Origin of the sequence: Lentzea albidocapillata, assembly GCF_000719115.1 — a bacterium.
Lineage (GTDB): Bacteria > Actinomycetota > Actinomycetes > Mycobacteriales > Pseudonocardiaceae > Lentzea > Lentzea albidocapillata.
Genome location: NZ_JOEA01000007.1, coordinates 119,306 through 134,527, shown reverse-complemented (window position 1 = coordinate 134,527; position 15,222 = coordinate 119,306). Strand labels below are relative to the sequence as shown.

Genomic DNA, 15,222 nt, shown 5'->3' with positions numbered 1-15,222 from the left:
TAACTCGTTCGGCGTACCCCGGCACAGCCTTCCACCATGTGACGGCCCGTATGGTTTACCGCTTGTGACGATCGATCAGGTCCGGCAGTTGGTAACAGAGCGCGGCGTGCACGCCCGCAAGCTTCGCGAAGTGTTGTCCCTGCTCACTGAGGACTGGCACCCGCTGGCCGAACTCGTACGCCTGCCCGCTGTGCCCCGCCGCACCGTCCAGGACCTGCTCAAGGCCCTCGGCGACGACGCCGAATCTTCAGGCGATCGTTACCGCATCGCTCCCGGCCTGGTCGCCTCGTACCGGTCGGCCTTCGGTGTTTCGGGTGTCCGAGACCACACGGACGTGCTGCGCCAGATCCTCGTGGACATCGCCGACGTCCCGCCGCCTTTGTCCTCGTTGGACCATGTGCAGGCCACGGCCGAGACGGCGCTGAACCGCGCGGTGTGGCTGGACTCGGCGTACGACCTGACGGGCAGGCGCCTGCTGTGCCTGGGCGACCACGACCTGACGTCGCTGGCCGTCGCCGCGGTCAACCCGCACGTGTCGATCACGGTCGTGGACCTGGACGAACGCCTGCTGGAGTTCATCGACTCGCGGGCCGCCGCACGCGGGCTCGACATCCGAACGTTGCACTGCGACATGCGTTTCGGTCTGCCCGCCTCGATTCTCGAGTCCTTCGACCTCGTTTTCAGCGACCCGCCCTACTCGCCGGAGGGCATGGGCCTGTTCGCCGGCCGCGGCATCGAGGCGTTGGAGGACATCGCATCGGGACGGCTGCTGCTCGCGTACGGCTTCTCGGACCGCACGCCGGCCCTGGGCCTGAAGGTGCAGCAGGAACTGCAGAAGCTCGGCCTGGTGTTCGAGGCGATCCTGCCCGCGTTCCACCGCTTCGACGGCGCGCAGGCCATCGGCTCGGCCGCCGACCTCTACGTGTGCCGTCCCACGGGACGTCGCGCGGTGTCCGGTGGCACGCGGATCTACACGCACGGCGCGCAGTCCGTGGAGTCGTCCGGCCCCTCGCAGGAAGCTTTGTCCGCGTTGTCGGACCTCGCTCCCCGCCCGGAGTCCTCCCCGCCGCCGAAGCCCCGTCCGGCGGGCTGGGCCGAGCCGGTCGGCAAGGGTGCGGCCTCCCTGGCCGTCGACCTGTCGGCGGATCCCGGCCCGTGGCTGCTGCGCACGCTCCTCGCCTCGTCACCCGCGCGGCTGGCCTGCCTGGTGCCGAACAACCACCCGGCGGTGTCGTCGGAGGCCGGGCAGAAGGAACTGCAGGAGCTGGTGCGCACCCGGTTCAAGTTGAAGTTCCTGCGCAACAACCCAGATGGCAGGACGACGATCGTCGTCGCCGATCAGGTGCTGACCGGAGGGCTGTCACTGGGCGAGCGCGCGGTCCGCGAGGTCCTGATGAAGGCGCACGGCAAGCTGCGCAACAGCTGGCGTGAGGCCTTGATCACCGCGTCGCAGGGCGTGCTGACCAAGAAGCAGGCAGCGGAGATCATCGACAACGCCCCGGTGGGGCAGGACGACCTCGAACTGCGGTTGATCGACCTGCCCAAGCACCGGATCGCGGCACTGCTGCCGGAGATCTCAGCCAGCGCGGGGTATGTGGAGCGGCCCGAGAGCTAGCACCGCGCGGAACTCCTTGGGCGGCACGGGACGCGAGAACAGCCAGCCCTGATAAGCGTCCACGCCGACACCGCGCAGGACGTGGAACTGGGTGGCGGTCTCCACGCCCTCCGCGACGCACTTGCGTCCCATCGCGCGGGCCATGTCCACGACGGCGCGGGCGACGGCGAAGTCCGAGGAGTCGTTGCCCACGCCCGAAACGAAGCGCCGGTCCACCTTGATGATCTGGGCCGGCAGGTCCTTCAGGCGGGCCAGTGACGAGTAGCCGGTGCCGAAGTCGTCGACGGCGAACTGCACGCCGCGCTTCACCAGTTCGTCCATCGACTGGCGGACTCGGGACGGCAGGTCGACGAACGCCGTCTCGACCAGTTCCAGCACCACGCGTTCCCACGGGACACCGGACTCCATGATCGCGGTCGACACGATGTCGACGAACTCCGGATCGCCCGGCACCAGGCCGGCGAGGTTCACGGCGACCGACACCGGGCGGCCGTCGGGCGCGGGCCAGGTCGCGGCCTCCTTCAACGCCGTCCGCAGCACCCAGCGGTCGAGTTCGCGCATCAGGTCACCCTGCTCGGCGACCGGCAGGAACACGTCCGGCGGCAGCAGTCCGCGATCGGGGTGCGGCCAGCGCACGAGGGCCTCTGCGGTGAGGATGGCGCCGTCGACGCCCACGACGGGCTGGTAGTGCAGCGCCAGGCCATCGTTCTGCAGGGCCTCGCGGAGCTGGCCTTCGAGGTGCACCTGGCGGTCCGCGGACGCGATCAACGCGGCCGAGGCCAGCGAGACCCGTCCGGCGCCGGCGCGCTTCGCCTCGAACATCGCGGCGTCGGCGAACCTGAGCAGGTCGGCGCCGTTGGCGCGCGAGCCGTTCGGGACAGCCGCGCCGATCGAGGCCGAGACCCGGACCAGCTGGCCGTGCACCGGAACCGCGGTCCTCAACAGCGACGCGACCCGTGTCGCCAGGGCGTCGACGCCGCCCACGGCGTCGAGGTCCTCGGCGATGATCACGTACTCGTCACCGGACAGCCGGGCCGCGGTGCAGCCGTCCGGCAGACCGCCTTCCAGGCGTCGCGCCAGGGCGACCAGGAGCTCGTCGCCCGCGTCGTGGCCGAGGGAGTCGTTGACGCGCTTGAAGTTGTCGATGTCGCAGAAGAGGACGGCGACCTTGGAGCGGCCGGGACCCTCCAGCAGCTTGCCGAGGATCTCCTTCACCAGCGCGCGGTTCGGCAGGCCGGTCAGTTCGTCGTGGGTGGCCTGGTGGCGCAACGCCTCGGCGGCGCGACGGCGTTCGGTGATGTCCAGGAACACGATCAGCCAGAAGCGGCGGCCGTCGTCCTGCACGGACAGCGCGATGTGCAGTTCGCAGTAGACCTTCTCGCCGTCCGGGCGGACGAGGATGCGCTGCGGGATCTTCTGCGTGCGCTCGGCCGCCCACTGCAGGCCGGGCGAGGTGTCGTCGGGGTGGGTGAGCTGTTCGGCGGTCATGCCGCGCAGCTGCTCCAGTTCCATGCCGAGCAGGTCGCACAACGCGTCGTTGGCGTCGACCAGGCGCTCGCCCTCGTCGAACAGGCCGATGCCCACCGGCGTCACGGACACGAGGTCGGTGAAGCGCTGCGAGGAACGCTTCATGCGCGTCTCGGCGGCACGTTGTTCGGTGACGTCCTGGGCGGTGCCGACAGCGAGCTGCTTGCCGTGCGGGTCGTGGACGATCATGCCGTGGCAGCGGAAGATCCGCATCGAGCCGTCGTGGCGCACCACCCGGTGTTCGCACTGCACGGCGACCTCGTCGACGGCCAGCTGGCGCCACAGGTCGTCGACCCAGCTGCGGTCCTCGGGGTGCACGAGTCCGAGGTAGGTCTCGTAGTTGCCCACGGCTTCGCCCGGGATGCCGAAGAGCTCGCTCAACATGTCCGACCACACGACGGCGCCGGTCGCCGGATTCCACTCCCACATGCCCAGGCGCGCGGCCTGCTGCGCGTCGGCCAGCCTTCGGCGGTCCTCGCGCATCTGACGTTCCAGCGCACGAGCCTCGGTGACGTCCTGGATCGTGCCGTGGTAGCGCTCGATGCGGCCGGACGGCGCGATCTCCGCACGGGCGCGGCACATGTAGACGCGCTCGCCGACCTCGCTGCGGACCTCGACCTCGACCGGTTCGCCGTCGCTGGCGTGCAGCAACGAGTGGCGGATCGCCTTGACGGCCTCGCGGTCGTCCGGGTGCACGCCGCTGAGCAGGTCGTCGTCCGGGTGCATGCCCAGCTCGGCGTACATCTCCATCAGCACTTCGCTGCGGTGCACGGCGCGCGTGCCCGTCTCGTACGCCCAGCTGCCGATGCGGGCGATGCGCTGCGCCTCCAGCAGCCGCGCCCGTTCCTGGGCGAGGTCGGTGGCCGCGCGCTTCGACTCGGTCATGTCGCGGATGTAGCCGGTGATCTTGTCCAGGGCGCCGGCGTCGTCCAGCCTCGCCTCGGCGACGCCGCGGATCCACCGCAGCTGGCCGTCCGGGCGCACGATCCGGTACTCGATGTCGATCGGGTCGCCGGTGATCTCGCGACCGTGCCAGTACGTCTCCACCATCCGGTAGTCGTCCGGGTGCACGACGTCGAGAACGGCCTGCGCGCCCGGCACGACGGTGCCGCGTTCGAGACCGAGGAGCTCGTAGTGCGTGTCCGACCAGACGGTCAGGCCGGTCCGGGGGTCGAACTCCCACGAGCCCAGGTTCGCGACCCGCTGCACCTTGCGCAGCCGGCGCTGTTCGTCGCGCAGCGCGTCCGCGACGGAGGCGAGGTCGGAGACGTCGATCAGCAGGACGGCCTGCAGGCCCGTGCCGGGAACGGCGTGCCGGGCGACGCGCACCGGCAGTTCGGTGCCGTCCGCGCGCAGCAGTCTCAGGTCGGCGGAGTTGCCCAGGAGCAGGTCACCGAGCGCATGCCCGACCAGGTCGTCGGCGCCCTGCGCGACCGCGAGCTCCACGGCGGCGGGGTTCGCCTGCATGACGACGCCCTTGGCGTCGACGAGCAACGACGGTGCGTCGGGCAGGGTCAGGCCGTCCAGTGTCATCGGAGGTTTCCTGCTCTCCGAGACAGCCGTCCGTGCACGGCCGTTCACCACCGTCGCGCGTCCCACCCACTTGGGCACCGGCCCACCCTCTCCCGCATCCACCGCCCGCGGCAATTCAGGTGGGCACGACAACGGCACCCGAACGGCGGCAAACACGAACCCTCTCCTCGGGTGAACACCCGAGGAGAGGGACGGTAGCGCTTCGGAGCGTCATCGCCCACCCCTGCACGGGTTAACGAAAAACCACGTTCGTGGTTCCGGTACCCGTGCACTTGCAAAAGGGTGGCGAATAAACGGGTGGATCAGGCGACTCCGTCGGCCTTCGCGGCCACGGCCACAGCCGCCGCGACCTCGGGTCCGACGCGCGGGTCCAATGCCGAGGGCACAATTCGGTCTGGACCCAAATCATCCTTCGCGACCGCGAGAATGGCATCCGCGGCGGCGAGTTTCATGCCTTCCGTGATCCGTCGCGCGCCCGCGTCGAGAGCCCCGCGGAAAATGCCGGGGAACGCGAGCACGTTGTTGATCTGGTTCGGGAAGTCGCTGCGGCCGGTGGCCACGATCGCGGCGTGCCGGGCGGCGACCTCCGGATGCACCTCGGGGTCCGGGTTCGACAGCGCGAAGACGATCGAGCCGCTCGCCATGCTCGCGATCAGGTCCTCGGAGACCTTGGACGACGAGACACCGATGAAGACATCGGCGCCCCGCAGCGCCACGTCGATGCCCCCGTCGAGGTCGCTGGAGTTCGTGACCGCGGCGATCTCCTCCTTGACCGGGTTGAGACCGGCCCGGCCCGTGCGGACGATGCCGCGCGAGTCGAGCAGCGTGATGTCGCCGGCACCGGCGGCGATGAGGATCTTGGCGATCGCGATGCCCGCGGCGCCCGCACCGGAGATGACCACCCGCTGGTCACTGATGTCCTTGCCGAGCACCGTGTTCGCGCCGTTGAGCGCGGCGAGCGACACGACGGCCGTGCCGTGCTGGTCGTCGTGCATGACCGGGCAGTCGAGCGCCTCGATCAGCTTCCGCTCCAGCTCGAAGCAGCGCGGCGCGGAGACGTCCTCCAGGTTGACCGCGCCGAACGACGGGCGCAGCCGCACGAGCGTCTCGACGATCTCGTCCACGTCCGTCGTGTTGAGCACGAGCGGGATGGAGTCGAGGCCGCCGAACGTCTTGAACAGCGCGGACTTGCCCTCCATGACGGGCAGCGACGCGCTCGGGCCGATGTCGCCGAGACCGAGCACCGCGGTGCCGTCGCTGACGACGACGACCAGGCGGTGCGCCCACGTGTACTTCGCGGCCAGCGAGGGGTCCTGCGCGATGGCCTTGCTCACTCGTGCGACACCAGGTGTGTACGCGATGGACAGCGCCTTCGGGTCAGCGAGCGAGGCGGTCGCGCCGACCTCGAGCTTCCCGCCCAGATGCGCATTGAAGATCTCGTCGTCCGTCAACTGCGTCGGATCGGAGTTCTCGGTGCGGGCTTCGTTCACTGCTGTCACGGCGTCCCTCCTGCGGTGCGGGCGGCGTAGTGGCCCAACATGGGCTCATCACCAAACGGCGCACCGGCCCAGCGTTGTCACGCCGGGTACACGGGGCCTGGAAACTCGGTCGATGCCCTCCGACGAGTTGCGTCGGAGAACCGCCCGAGGGGTGCGGATGACGGGAAGTGTGGCAGGGTCGCGCGTTGCTGTCTGCGGCGGGGATCACACTTTTTCCGCAGGTCAGAGGGCATGTAGCAAGACGTCCGTCCGGTTTTCTGCACCGACCGGTCGGTTTCTGCAGGCAGGAAGCACCCGATCGGTCAAGAAAAATTGACGCCTTAGAGTGACGCCATGCAGGCGAGTTCGCTGAAAATTGACGGCGCGTTCGAGTTCACCCCTCGGACATTTCCCGACGACCGCGGTGTGTTCGTCTCGCCGTACCAGGAGGCCGCCTTCGTGGAGGCGGTCGGGCACCCGTTCCGGGTAGCCCAGACCAACCACAGCGTCTCCCGGGCGGGGACGATCCGCGGCATCCACTACGCGGACGTGCCGCCGTCCCAGGCGAAGTACGTCTTCTGCCCGCGCGGCTCGTTCATCGACGTGATCGTGGACATCCGCGTCGGCTCCCCCACCTTCGGCCAGTGGGACGCCGTGCTGGTGAACTCCGAGAAGTGCAACGCGGTCTACCTCGCCGAGGGCCTGGGCCACGCGATGATCGCTCTCGAAGACGACACGACGATGAACTACCTCTGCTCCACCGCCTACAACCCGTCCGGCGAACACGGCCTGACGCCACTCGACCCGGCGCTTGACCTGCCGTGGCCGCGCGAGCTCGAGTTCCAGCTGTCGGAGAAGGACACCTCGGCCCCCACCCTGGCCGAGGCCTACGAAGCCGGCGTGCTGCCGCGCTACGAGGACTGCCTGGCCCTGCACGCGTCCCTCAAAGCCTGAAACCCGGCCTCGGCCATAGTCGAGCTTTGACGACTCCGAGCACCTCCGCAGGTCCGAGGTGTTCGGAGTCAGTGCTCGCGAACGGGTTGTCTCCCACCACGTGCCACCCCCCGTCCACTTCGTGGGAGGCACGCTTCACCGACAGCTGGCCAGGTCTGCTCGCCCACCGCACCAGCACGACCTGCCCCGGCCTGGGCGTCGCACCCCACCTGACCAGCACGATGTCGTCGTCGCGCAGGGCAGGGACCATCGACGGACCCCGCACGAGCACGGTGGAGAGACGCGGTCTCAACGATCACCCTTCGGTCGGCCGGAGTAAGGTCCTACCTGTCGGAGCATCCACTGTTTTTTCATTCTGGGAGGAACGATGCGACTCGTGTCGCGCATTCTCCGCCCGCGCGTCGAAGCCACCGCGCACTGCGACCTGCCGTGCGGTGTCTACGACCCGGCGCAGGCCCGCATCGAGGCCGAGTCGGTCAAGGCGGTCCAGGAGAAGTACCAGGCCAACGAGGACCCGGAGTTCCGGGAGCGCGCTGTCCTGATCAAGGAGCAGCGCAGCGAGCTCGTCAAGCACCACCTGTGGGTGCTGTGGACGGACTACTTCAAGCCGCCGCACTTCGAGAAGTACCCCGAGCTGCACGACCTGTTCAACCGCGCCACCAAGGCCGCGGGTGCGAGCGGCACGAAGGGGTCCATGGACCCGGCTTCGGGTCAGGCGCTGCTCGACCTGATCGCGCAGATCGACAAGATCTTCTGGGAGACCAAGCAGGGCTGAGCCCTTCCTGGTCTTGCTGAACGGCGCCGCTCCCCTGTTCGGGGGCGGCGCCGTTCGTCGTTGCGGGGCAGACGTGGTTACGCCGCCTCCCTGACCTTGCCAATCACCTCGAAGTCCGTGCCGGTGGGCGAGACGCCCTCGAACTTCAGCCTGACCTGCTCCTCACCCTCGGTCTCGCTGTCGGCCACGGTCGGCACCGAGAACTCGACCGAGGTCTCGCCCGGGCGGATGAAGGCGTAGAACCCGAGCTGGGTGGCGGACAACGGCCGTGACGGCAGCGCTTCCTCGCCCGAGTTCCGCAGGAGCCACTCGGCGTTGACGTCCGTTGTGGACAGTTCGGTGCCGGAGACGGGTGCCACCGGCGCTCCGCTGAGCGTGACCGGCGAATCGACCGGTTCGGACAGGGTCAGCTTCCACTTCAGGGCGCCGCCCTCCACCACGCTGTCGGCGACGGGCGTGACCGTCACCTTGGGCGCGGGGTCGTCGTTGCGCACCAGCAGGCCACCGGTCGCGGAACCGACGACCGCGTTCGAGATCGCCTGCACCGACACGGGATGGCGGACGTCGGCACTCCACTTCGTGTTGCCGGTGTAGGTCACCGGCACCTCGGCGCGGTGCTCGCCCGGCTTGAGCGTCACGAGCCTGGTCGCGGGCTGGTTGCCCGGCTCGTTGCAGAAGAGCCTGATCACGCGGGTGCCGTTGCCGGTCGCGGTGACGACGATGTTGTGGGTCTGCGTGCCGGAGTCGCCCTCGTCGACGGCCGTGACGACGGCGTCGACACGGGCCAGGCGCGTGGGAACCACCGGGACGAGTCCCCTGTCCCAGCCGTAGGCGTCGATCAGCCACGCCTCGCCGGACGCGGACTCGGGAACCAGTTCCAGCGAAGCGACGCGGCCTACGCCCGAGGGCAGCGGCACGCGGACTTCCTGCGCCCACAACGAACTCGTGCGGTCCGAGCCGGGAAGCCCGGTCACCGAGACGGAGCCGAGCGGGTGCTTCCGTCCACTGTGGTCGGTCACGGAGACTCCGAAGCGGGTGGCCGCGGCGTTCGGCGGAACGGCCAGGCGGAGTGCCAGGTCGCGCGAGTCGTTCAGCGACACCGGCGCGGAAGGCGTGACCACCCCGGTCTGACCGGCGGCTGACCACTTCAGCGCGACCGACAGGCGTTCGGGCTGCGCCACCGCACCGCGGAAGCCGACGAAGTGCGGCGAACGCGTGGTGCTGCAGGCGAGAGCGGCGTCACGGGACGTCTGCTGGCAGACCCGCGCGCTGCCGGACACCTGGGTGGAACCGTCCGGCACCACGAACGACCTGCGGTCGCCTCCGATGGCGTGCGAGAGGACGCGGGCCGGGTCGGCGGACGGCGCACGGACACCGGAGCCGTCGAGCAGGGGCAGCACGGACTCGTCGCGGCCGAGGAACAAGCGCGCGGACGCCGCGACGTAGGTGGCGCCCATGGCCTGCTGCTGGTCGGCGGTCAGGCGGGTCGGGGCACCGGGCGTGCACAGCGGGTCCGGCTGCTGGCCTGGCCAGAAGTCGTCGAACGCCGGCGCCTGGGCCTGGCCGGGAGTCCACTCGCTGTTGAAGTAGTTGTGGTTCGCGCCGACCATGTAGAGCGCGCTGTGCAACGCGTCGCCACGGCTCAGGCCGCGCGTCTGGTCCACGAAGATCTGGCCCTGCAGGTCGGACACGTCACCGTCGCAACCGGGCAGGAACGTCACCGAGGGCACGTCCGGCGCCGGGTTGTGACCGAAGATCGTGGGGCCGATCAGCACGTCACCGCGGATGTTCCAGCGCACCGGGCCGCTGAACCCGGTGTCGCCGGGCGGCGGGGTGAGGCTGTCGGTGGCGGCGCGGTTGACGCCCTCGCCGCCACGGGAGTGGCCCACCAGCAGCACCTTCGTCATGTCGGCGGCCGGGGCGGACTTCACGGCCGCGGGCACGGTGCCCCGGCCGGACGCCCAGTCCGCCCACTTCGCCAGGTGGTGGCGCACCAGCGACGAACGCCCCTGCGCACCCGCGTCGGCGGTCAGCGCGTCCTGGGCGTTGACACCGTTGGCGGAGATCGACACCGTCAGATATCCCTGCGACGCCAGCAACTGCTGCGCCTTCAGGTATCCCTTGTGGCTCGGCACGGCCGTCGAACCGCTGGGACACGGCCAGGTCATCAGGATCTTGTTCGGATCGGACTTGCTGTAGCAGGTGAAGTGCCTGCCGTGCAGGAAGAGCACGAGCGGCCGCTTGCCCGGCGCACCCTTGGGCGCGACGACGACGGCCTCCATCTCGATCGGCGCCGCGTACTCGGGCAGCTTGATCGGGTCGAGCGCGTACTCGCCGGTGCCGGTGGCGTACGGCCCCGGCGTGCCGGGATCCACGTCCGCCGGTGGCTGCAACGCCGGCAGTTCGGGCACGGAGAGCCCGGCCGCCGGCGGCTGCACCACGTCCAGGCGCTTGCCGGCCGACCGCACCTGGAGCGCGGCGGGGTCGGTCAGGGCGGCCTTCAACGTGAAGGTCCGCAGGTTCGCCGACTCCTGGGCACGCCCCAGGAACCGGTCGCCCTCCCAGAACTCCACGCCCGCGTCGAGCAACGGCATGGGTGTGGAGGTGGTCCACCGGATCACGTCTCCGGAGACGGTCCAGCCGGGCGAGGAAGGTGATTCCGGCGCGGCCGACGCGGGCAGCGCCGGTAGTACCGCTGCCAGCAGAACAGGTATCAAAAACGCGACTGTGCGACGCATGTGCGGGTCCCCCTCAAAAAGGACGATCCACTCCGTTCTAGCCATGTCGCACAGCACACGGCACGCAATTCCGCCCGGAATCCACCAATTAAAACGGCAACCATCCGGGAGTATTACGCCATTCAGCCCAAGATCGGGGTTTCATCGTCTTCCGGCCGGAAGACGGTGGTCCAGGTCGACTCCAGCACGGACACGACGGTCCCCATCGCGGCGCCGCACTCTTCCGACCCGATTCGATGCGACCTCCCAGGAAAGCAGGCGGTCCCGGCCGCGCGCCCGCATTTCGAGCACAGCCGAAATGCCACCGGCGTTCGGTCCTCTGGGATTTCCGCGCGAGTCAGCCGCAGTGCGGCCTCACTGCTTTCTGGTGTCCGTGTCGCGCTCGTTCTGGCTCAGCTTGTTCCAGGTGGAGGTCAGCTCCGCGCGAATGCGTGCGACGCGAACCCCGAAGGCCTCGCGGATCTCCTGGGCGTCGACCTCGTCGGGGGCGCCGTGGTTCGGGTGCTCGGCGGTCATGGCGCGCTGGGTACCTCGAAGGAGGACTCCCCCAAACGTGCTCCCCGTCACTCCCTAGGATCGAACAGGTGAGCACCCACCTCTACCTGCTGCGGCACGGCCAGACCGAGTGGTCCGAAAGCGGCAGGCACACGGGACGCACTGACATCGAGCTGACGCCCGAGGGCGAGCAGCAAGCACGCCGCGCGGGCGCCACGCTCGCACGGCTCAGAGGCACCGACCAGGCACCCGCACTCGTGCTGACGAGTCCCCGGCAGCGCGCCACCAGGACGGCCGCACTGGCCGGGCTGGAGGTCAGCGCGACGACCGAGGACCTGGCCGAGTGGGACTACGGCGACTACGAGGGCATCACCACGCCGCAGATCCGCGAGCGCGTGGCCGGCTGGACGGTGTGGTCGCACCCGATGCCGAACGGCGAGTCGCACGCCGAGGTGCAGGACCGGGCACGCAAGGTGCTCGGCGAGGTGCGCAAGATCCTGCCCGGCGGCGACGTCGTGCTGGTCGGCCACGGGCACTTCAGCCGCGTGCTGATCGCGGCGTGGCTCGGCCTCGCGCCCGACCAGGGCGTCCACTTCGGACTGGACCCGGCCGGCATCTGCCAGCTGGGCGACGAGCGGGGCGACCCGCAGGTGCGCAGGCTCAACGTGCCCGCGTGGGAGATGTGATGATCCGGCGGGTCGAACCGCGTGACATCGACGCGGTCGTGGGCCTGGTCCACGAACTGGCGCTGTACGAGAAGGCGCCCGAGCTGTGCCACCTCACCGCGGAACAGCTGCACACCGCACTGTTCAACGAGAGCCCCGCGCTGTTCGGCCATGTGGCCGAAGTGGACGGTCAGGTCGCCGGCATCGCGTTGTGGTTCCTCAACTTCTCGACGTGGGACGGCGTGCACGGCATCTACCTCGAAGACCTCTACGTCACGCCGGACCAGCGCGGCAACGGCCTGGGCAAGCAACTCCTGGAAGCGCTTGCCCAGGAGTGCGTCGCGAAGGGATACACCCGCCTGCAGTGGTGGGTGCTCAACTGGAACGAGCCCAGCATCGGCTTCTACAAGTCGCTGGGCGCCGTGCCGATGGACGAGTGGACGACGATGCGCGTCGCGGACGAAGCCCTGGTCAAGCTCGGCTCTGCACGCTGAAGGTTGACGGAAGGTCTCAAAAGGCTCACGAAACGGGTATTCCACTCAGGACGGGTCCACGACCCTGGCAGCGTCCCCGCACGCCGATCCCCCGGCACAAAGTAAGCGTGGAAAGAAGGAAAGACCGTGGACCCGTCACAGCAGCCGACTCTCACTGAGGCCGACACCGCCGCACTGCTCGGCACGCTCGCCTTCGTCGGCATCATCAGCCTCGTCATCGTCGTCGCGGCCATCGTCGTCATGTGGAAGACCTTCGCGAAGGCCGGCCAGCCGGGCTGGGCCGCGATCATCCCGATCTACAACCTCTACGTGATGACGCAGATCGGCGGCCGTCCGGCCTGGTGGACCGTCCTGCTGCTGATCCCCGGCGTGAACGTCGTGGTGCTCGCGATCCTGTCGATCGACATCGCGAAGTCCTTCGGCAAGGACGCCGTCTTCGGCATCGTGGGCCTGTGGCTGTTCAGCATCGTCGGCTACGCGATCCTCGGCTTCGGCAACGCGCAGTACCGCGGCCCGGCGGCCCTCGCCGGCGCCCAGGGCGCGTACCGGGGCTGAAACGCCTGAGCACGACCAGGCCGGGCCACGAAGTCACCCTGTACTTCGGGCCCGGCCTTCGTCATGTCCGGAAGTCCGCGCTGCCGGCCAAGAAGAGCTAGACCATCCCGACGGCGCCGTATGTCGACGCGTCGGCGGCGGCGGACGTACCGGGAAGTTCGCCGTCCGCCCTCCAGTGGGCGGCGAGCACCAGGCCGGGCTCCAGCAGTTTCAGGCCACAGAGGAACTCCTCCACGTCCTGCTTGGACCGCGGCACGAGCTTCGACCCCATGTCGTCCCCGAGGCCGACCAGCCGGCCGACGAGCTCGGGCTCCACGTCCTTCGTGAGGTGCGTCAAAGCGAGGATGCTGCCTTCGGACAACGCGGCCTGGTAGCGCGCGACGACGCCCGCGGGCTCGTCGGTGACGTACGGCAGGACTCCGACCATCAGCACGGCGGCCGGCTGGGTGAAGTCGATGAGGCGGCGCGTTTCCGGGTGCCGCAGCACGGCGCCGACGTCGCAGATGTCGGACTGCACGATGGCGGCGTTGAGGTTGTCGCGCAGCATCGTGCGTGCGTGGGCCACGGTCACCGGGTCGCTGTCGACGTAGACGACGTTGCACGACGGGTCGAGCGACTGGGCGACCTCGTGGACGTTGCCGGCGGTCGGAATGCCGCTGCCCAGGTCGAGGAACTGACGGATGCCGTACTCCTCGACGCACAGGCGCACCACGCGGCGGGAGAAGGACCTGATCGTGCGCGCCATCTCGGCGACGGGGAACTTCTTGATGATCTGCTCGGCCACCACGCGGTCGACCGCGAAGTTGTGTGCTCCGCCGAGGTAGTAGTCGAACAGGCGAGCCACGTTCGGGCGTTCGGAATCGCCGTTTGTCGTCACCCGCTTCGGGCCGTCCTGCACTGGGCACCTCACCATGCTCCCGAGCGGCGCGAACGCTGGAGGCACGGTAACTGGCTACTCCGTTCGTGTCCATCCACCATTAGTGGTCACGTAGGGTGATGGCCCCCGGCCGGAGCCGGGGGCCATCGCAGGGTTACCGCTGGTCAATCAGGGTTGGTCACACTCCCGCGTGCTGGCGGATCCAGGTGCGGTAGGGGCCGTGGTTGACGCTGGTGTAGTTGGAACGCGTGGAACGGTCCGACGTCGAGGCGACGCCGACCTGGCGGCCGTTGGCGAACATCGGACCGCCGGAGTCACCGCCGGCCGCGATGCCGTCGACCCTGGACACCGAGATGGCGACGCCACCGCGGTAGTCACGGCCGTTGGTGTTCGTGACGCGCGTGTTCGCGACCTTCAGGTAGCGCGACTGGCAGTTGATCTCCGGCTGGTTCGTGCACGTGGCACCCCACCCGTAGAGCTGCACGGTCTGGCCGGTCCTGACCTCCGCGACGAGCGGGGAGAACGGGCCGGACATCGCCGGCGAGACCCTTGCCAGCGCGAGGTCCGCCGACGAGTGCTTGATGATCTGGCTGGCGGTGACCATCTGGCCACCGGAGTGCTGGTCCAGGCTGCCCGCGCGGAACGTGTACGTGGCGTTGCTCGCCACGCAGTGCTCAGCCGTCAGGATCCAGTTGGGCGCGATCTTCGTGGCGGAGCAGTTCTCCCGTCCGTTGGCGAACAGGCGCGCCGCGTACGGGAAGTTCTGGGCGTAGCTGCCGCCAATGATCATCGGCGACATGTCCGGGTTCTCCGGAGCGGCCGTGGCGGTGGCAGGGGCGAGGGAGAGAGCCGTCAGGACGGCGCCCGCGATCGCAATGGTGAAACGCATGGTTGGTCACCTCGGTGAGTGCAGGGAGTGGTTAAGCAACCACCCACAGCTTCACCCGGCCGTGTGACTGTGACCACCCTCCGTTAGTCGGCTTTGTCGCCTTCCGATACGTCGTCCAGGCCCAAAGCCCACTTGCGCCCGTCGCTGGTGAACAGGAACACCAGCACGACGACGCAGTAGATGCCACCCAGCGAGCCGAGCAGCGGCTGCTCCGAAGGCCCGTACGCGTACCAGGCACAGCCGAGCAGCAGCAGCTGCGTGACGATGACGGGCGTACGGGCGCCATGATGGCCGCGGAACAACATGACCGTCGCCAAGAGCACCCCGCCGAACCAGATCACCAGCACGCCGGCGGCGCCGAGGATCGGTCCGGCGGGCGTTGATCCCCCGATCACCCGGATGACGAGCGCGACGGCCAGCGCGATGCCGCCCAGGGCCTGCACAAAGGTGAGCGCGGACGCGATGCGCACCGCGCGCGGCGGCGCCTGGATCTGAGTGGTCACGGGAGACCTTTCATCACGTTCTGTACTGGTCACGGATCGTAGGCCACCCGGTTGGAGGGCTCTCCGAGCACGTCCCGCGCGGGAAGATCAAGGGGCCTTCAGCGAGCCGGCGGTCGTCCGGGGT

At 69.2% G+C, this 15,222-nt stretch carries 14 protein-coding genes; 6 read left to right on the top strand and 8 right to left on the bottom strand.

The annotated features are described in order from the left end of the window. Nucleotides 1-64 precede the first annotated feature (64 nt). Nucleotides 65-1,615: a bis-aminopropyl spermidine synthase family protein gene (locus tag IG04_RS0111610; RefSeq protein WP_051769590.1), complete on the top strand. Its 1,551-nt coding sequence runs from the start codon at nt 65-67 to the stop codon at nt 1,613-1,615. Here IG04_RS0111610 and IG04_RS42515 read toward each other — a convergent pair. Next, on the bottom strand, nt 1,577-4,753 hold the full coding sequence (locus tag IG04_RS42515; protein WP_030476600.1) for a bifunctional diguanylate cyclase/phosphodiesterase: 3,177 nt from the start codon (nt 4,751-4,753) through the stop codon (nt 1,577-1,579). The genes IG04_RS0111610 and IG04_RS42515 overlap by 39 nt on opposite strands. A 224-nt stretch (nt 4,754-4,977) precedes the next feature. Continuing rightward, nucleotides 4,978-6,174 carry an NAD(P)-dependent malic enzyme gene (locus tag IG04_RS0111600; protein WP_420843948.1) on the bottom strand — a complete coding sequence of 399 codons (1,197 nt, stop codon included), beginning with the start codon at nt 6,172-6,174 and terminating at the stop codon, nt 4,978-4,980. A gap of 333 nt (nt 6,175-6,507) precedes the next feature. Between IG04_RS0111600 and IG04_RS0111595 the strand changes: the two genes are divergently transcribed. After that, complete coding sequence (locus tag IG04_RS0111595; protein WP_030476598.1) at nt 6,508-7,107, top strand: dTDP-4-dehydrorhamnose 3,5-epimerase family protein; 600 nt, start codon at nt 6,508-6,510, stop codon at nt 7,105-7,107. Here the strand turns inward: IG04_RS0111595 and IG04_RS45135 are convergent. After that, nucleotides 7,097-7,372 (bottom strand): S24 family peptidase, encoded by a 276-nt coding sequence (locus tag IG04_RS45135; RefSeq protein ID WP_276326668.1) that lies wholly within the window; start codon nt 7,370-7,372, stop codon nt 7,097-7,099. The two genes, IG04_RS0111595 and IG04_RS45135, sit on opposite strands and share 11 nt — an antisense overlap. 102 nt (nt 7,373-7,474) lie before the next feature. Here IG04_RS45135 and sodN point away from each other — a divergent pair, with 102 nt between their 5' ends. After that, nucleotides 7,475-7,882: a superoxide dismutase, Ni gene (sodN, locus tag IG04_RS0111590; protein ID WP_030476597.1), complete on the top strand. Its 408-nt coding sequence runs from the start codon at nt 7,475-7,477 to the stop codon at nt 7,880-7,882. Between the two features lie 77 nt (nt 7,883-7,959). Here sodN and IG04_RS0111585 read toward each other — a convergent pair whose 3' ends face one another. Together IG04_RS0111585 and IG04_RS46405 are read right to left on the bottom strand one after the other, a co-directional pair. Beyond that, nucleotides 7,960-10,620, bottom strand: a complete 2,661-nt coding sequence (locus IG04_RS0111585; RefSeq protein WP_051769587.1) for an alpha/beta hydrolase family protein — start codon at nt 10,618-10,620, stop codon at nt 7,960-7,962. A 354-nt stretch (nt 10,621-10,974) separates the two neighbouring features. Then, complete coding sequence (locus tag IG04_RS46405) at nt 10,975-11,136, bottom strand: hypothetical protein (protein WP_157512905.1); 162 nt, start codon at nt 11,134-11,136, stop codon at nt 10,975-10,977. Between the two features lie 68 nt (nt 11,137-11,204). On the opposite strand from IG04_RS46405, the gene IG04_RS0111570 reads away from it, so the two are divergent. The 3 genes from IG04_RS0111570 (at nt 11,205) to IG04_RS0111560 (ending at nt 12,829) form a co-directional block, all read left to right on the top strand. Beyond that, nucleotides 11,205-11,801 (top strand): histidine phosphatase family protein, encoded by a 597-nt coding sequence (locus tag IG04_RS0111570; RefSeq protein ID WP_030476595.1) that lies wholly within the window; start codon nt 11,205-11,207, stop codon nt 11,799-11,801. Then, a complete protein-coding gene (locus IG04_RS0111565) occupies nt 11,801-12,274 on the top strand; it encodes a GNAT family N-acetyltransferase (protein WP_030476594.1) in 474 nt (157 codons plus the stop codon). Before IG04_RS0111570 ends, IG04_RS0111565 begins: the two co-directional genes overlap by 1 nt. A gap of 126 nt (nt 12,275-12,400) precedes the next feature. After that, a complete protein-coding gene (locus IG04_RS0111560; protein ID WP_211257737.1) occupies nt 12,401-12,829 on the top strand; it encodes a DUF5684 domain-containing protein in 429 nt (142 codons plus the stop codon). 97 nt (nt 12,830-12,926) lie between these two features. Here IG04_RS0111560 and IG04_RS0111555 read toward each other — a convergent pair whose 3' ends face one another. The 3 genes from IG04_RS0111555 to IG04_RS0111545 form a co-directional block, all read right to left on the bottom strand. After that, nucleotides 12,927-13,742, bottom strand: coding sequence for an SAM-dependent methyltransferase (locus IG04_RS0111555; protein ID WP_063758256.1), 816 nt, complete (start codon nt 13,740-13,742; stop codon nt 12,927-12,929). Nucleotides 13,743-13,884: 142 nt separating this feature from the next. Beyond that, complete coding sequence (locus IG04_RS0111550) at nt 13,885-14,595, bottom strand: S1 family peptidase (RefSeq protein ID WP_030476591.1); 711 nt, start codon at nt 14,593-14,595, stop codon at nt 13,885-13,887. An 83-nt stretch (nt 14,596-14,678) separates the two neighbouring features. Beyond that, nucleotides 14,679-15,098, bottom strand: a complete 420-nt coding sequence (locus IG04_RS0111545; protein WP_030476590.1) for a hypothetical protein — start codon at nt 15,096-15,098, stop codon at nt 14,679-14,681. Nucleotides 15,099-15,222: the final 124 nt, after the last annotated feature.

Excerpts from the sequence above, each read along its gene's own strand:
- IG04_RS0111595 (WP_030476598.1), top strand. The coding sequence starts at position 6,508 with ATGCAGGCGAGTTCGCTGAAAATTGACGGCGCGTTCGAGTTCACCCCT.
- sodN (WP_030476597.1), top strand. The coding sequence starts at position 7,475 with ATGCGACTCGTGTCGCGCATTCTCCGCCCGCGCGTCGAAGCCACCGCG.
- IG04_RS0111585 (WP_051769587.1), bottom strand. The coding sequence starts at position 10,620 with ATGCGTCGCACAGTCGCGTTTTTGATACCTGTTCTGCTGGCAGCGGTA.
- IG04_RS46405 (WP_157512905.1), bottom strand. The coding sequence starts at position 11,136 with ATGACCGCCGAGCACCCGAACCACGGCGCCCCCGACGAGGTCGACGCC.
- IG04_RS0111565 (WP_030476594.1), top strand. The coding sequence starts at position 11,801 with ATGATCCGGCGGGTCGAACCGCGTGACATCGACGCGGTCGTGGGCCTG.
- IG04_RS0111555 (WP_063758256.1), bottom strand. The coding sequence starts at position 13,742 with ATGGTGAGGTGCCCAGTGCAGGACGGCCCGAAGCGGGTGACGACAAAC.
- IG04_RS0111550 (WP_030476591.1), bottom strand. The coding sequence starts at position 14,595 with ATGCGTTTCACCATTGCGATCGCGGGCGCCGTCCTGACGGCTCTCTCC.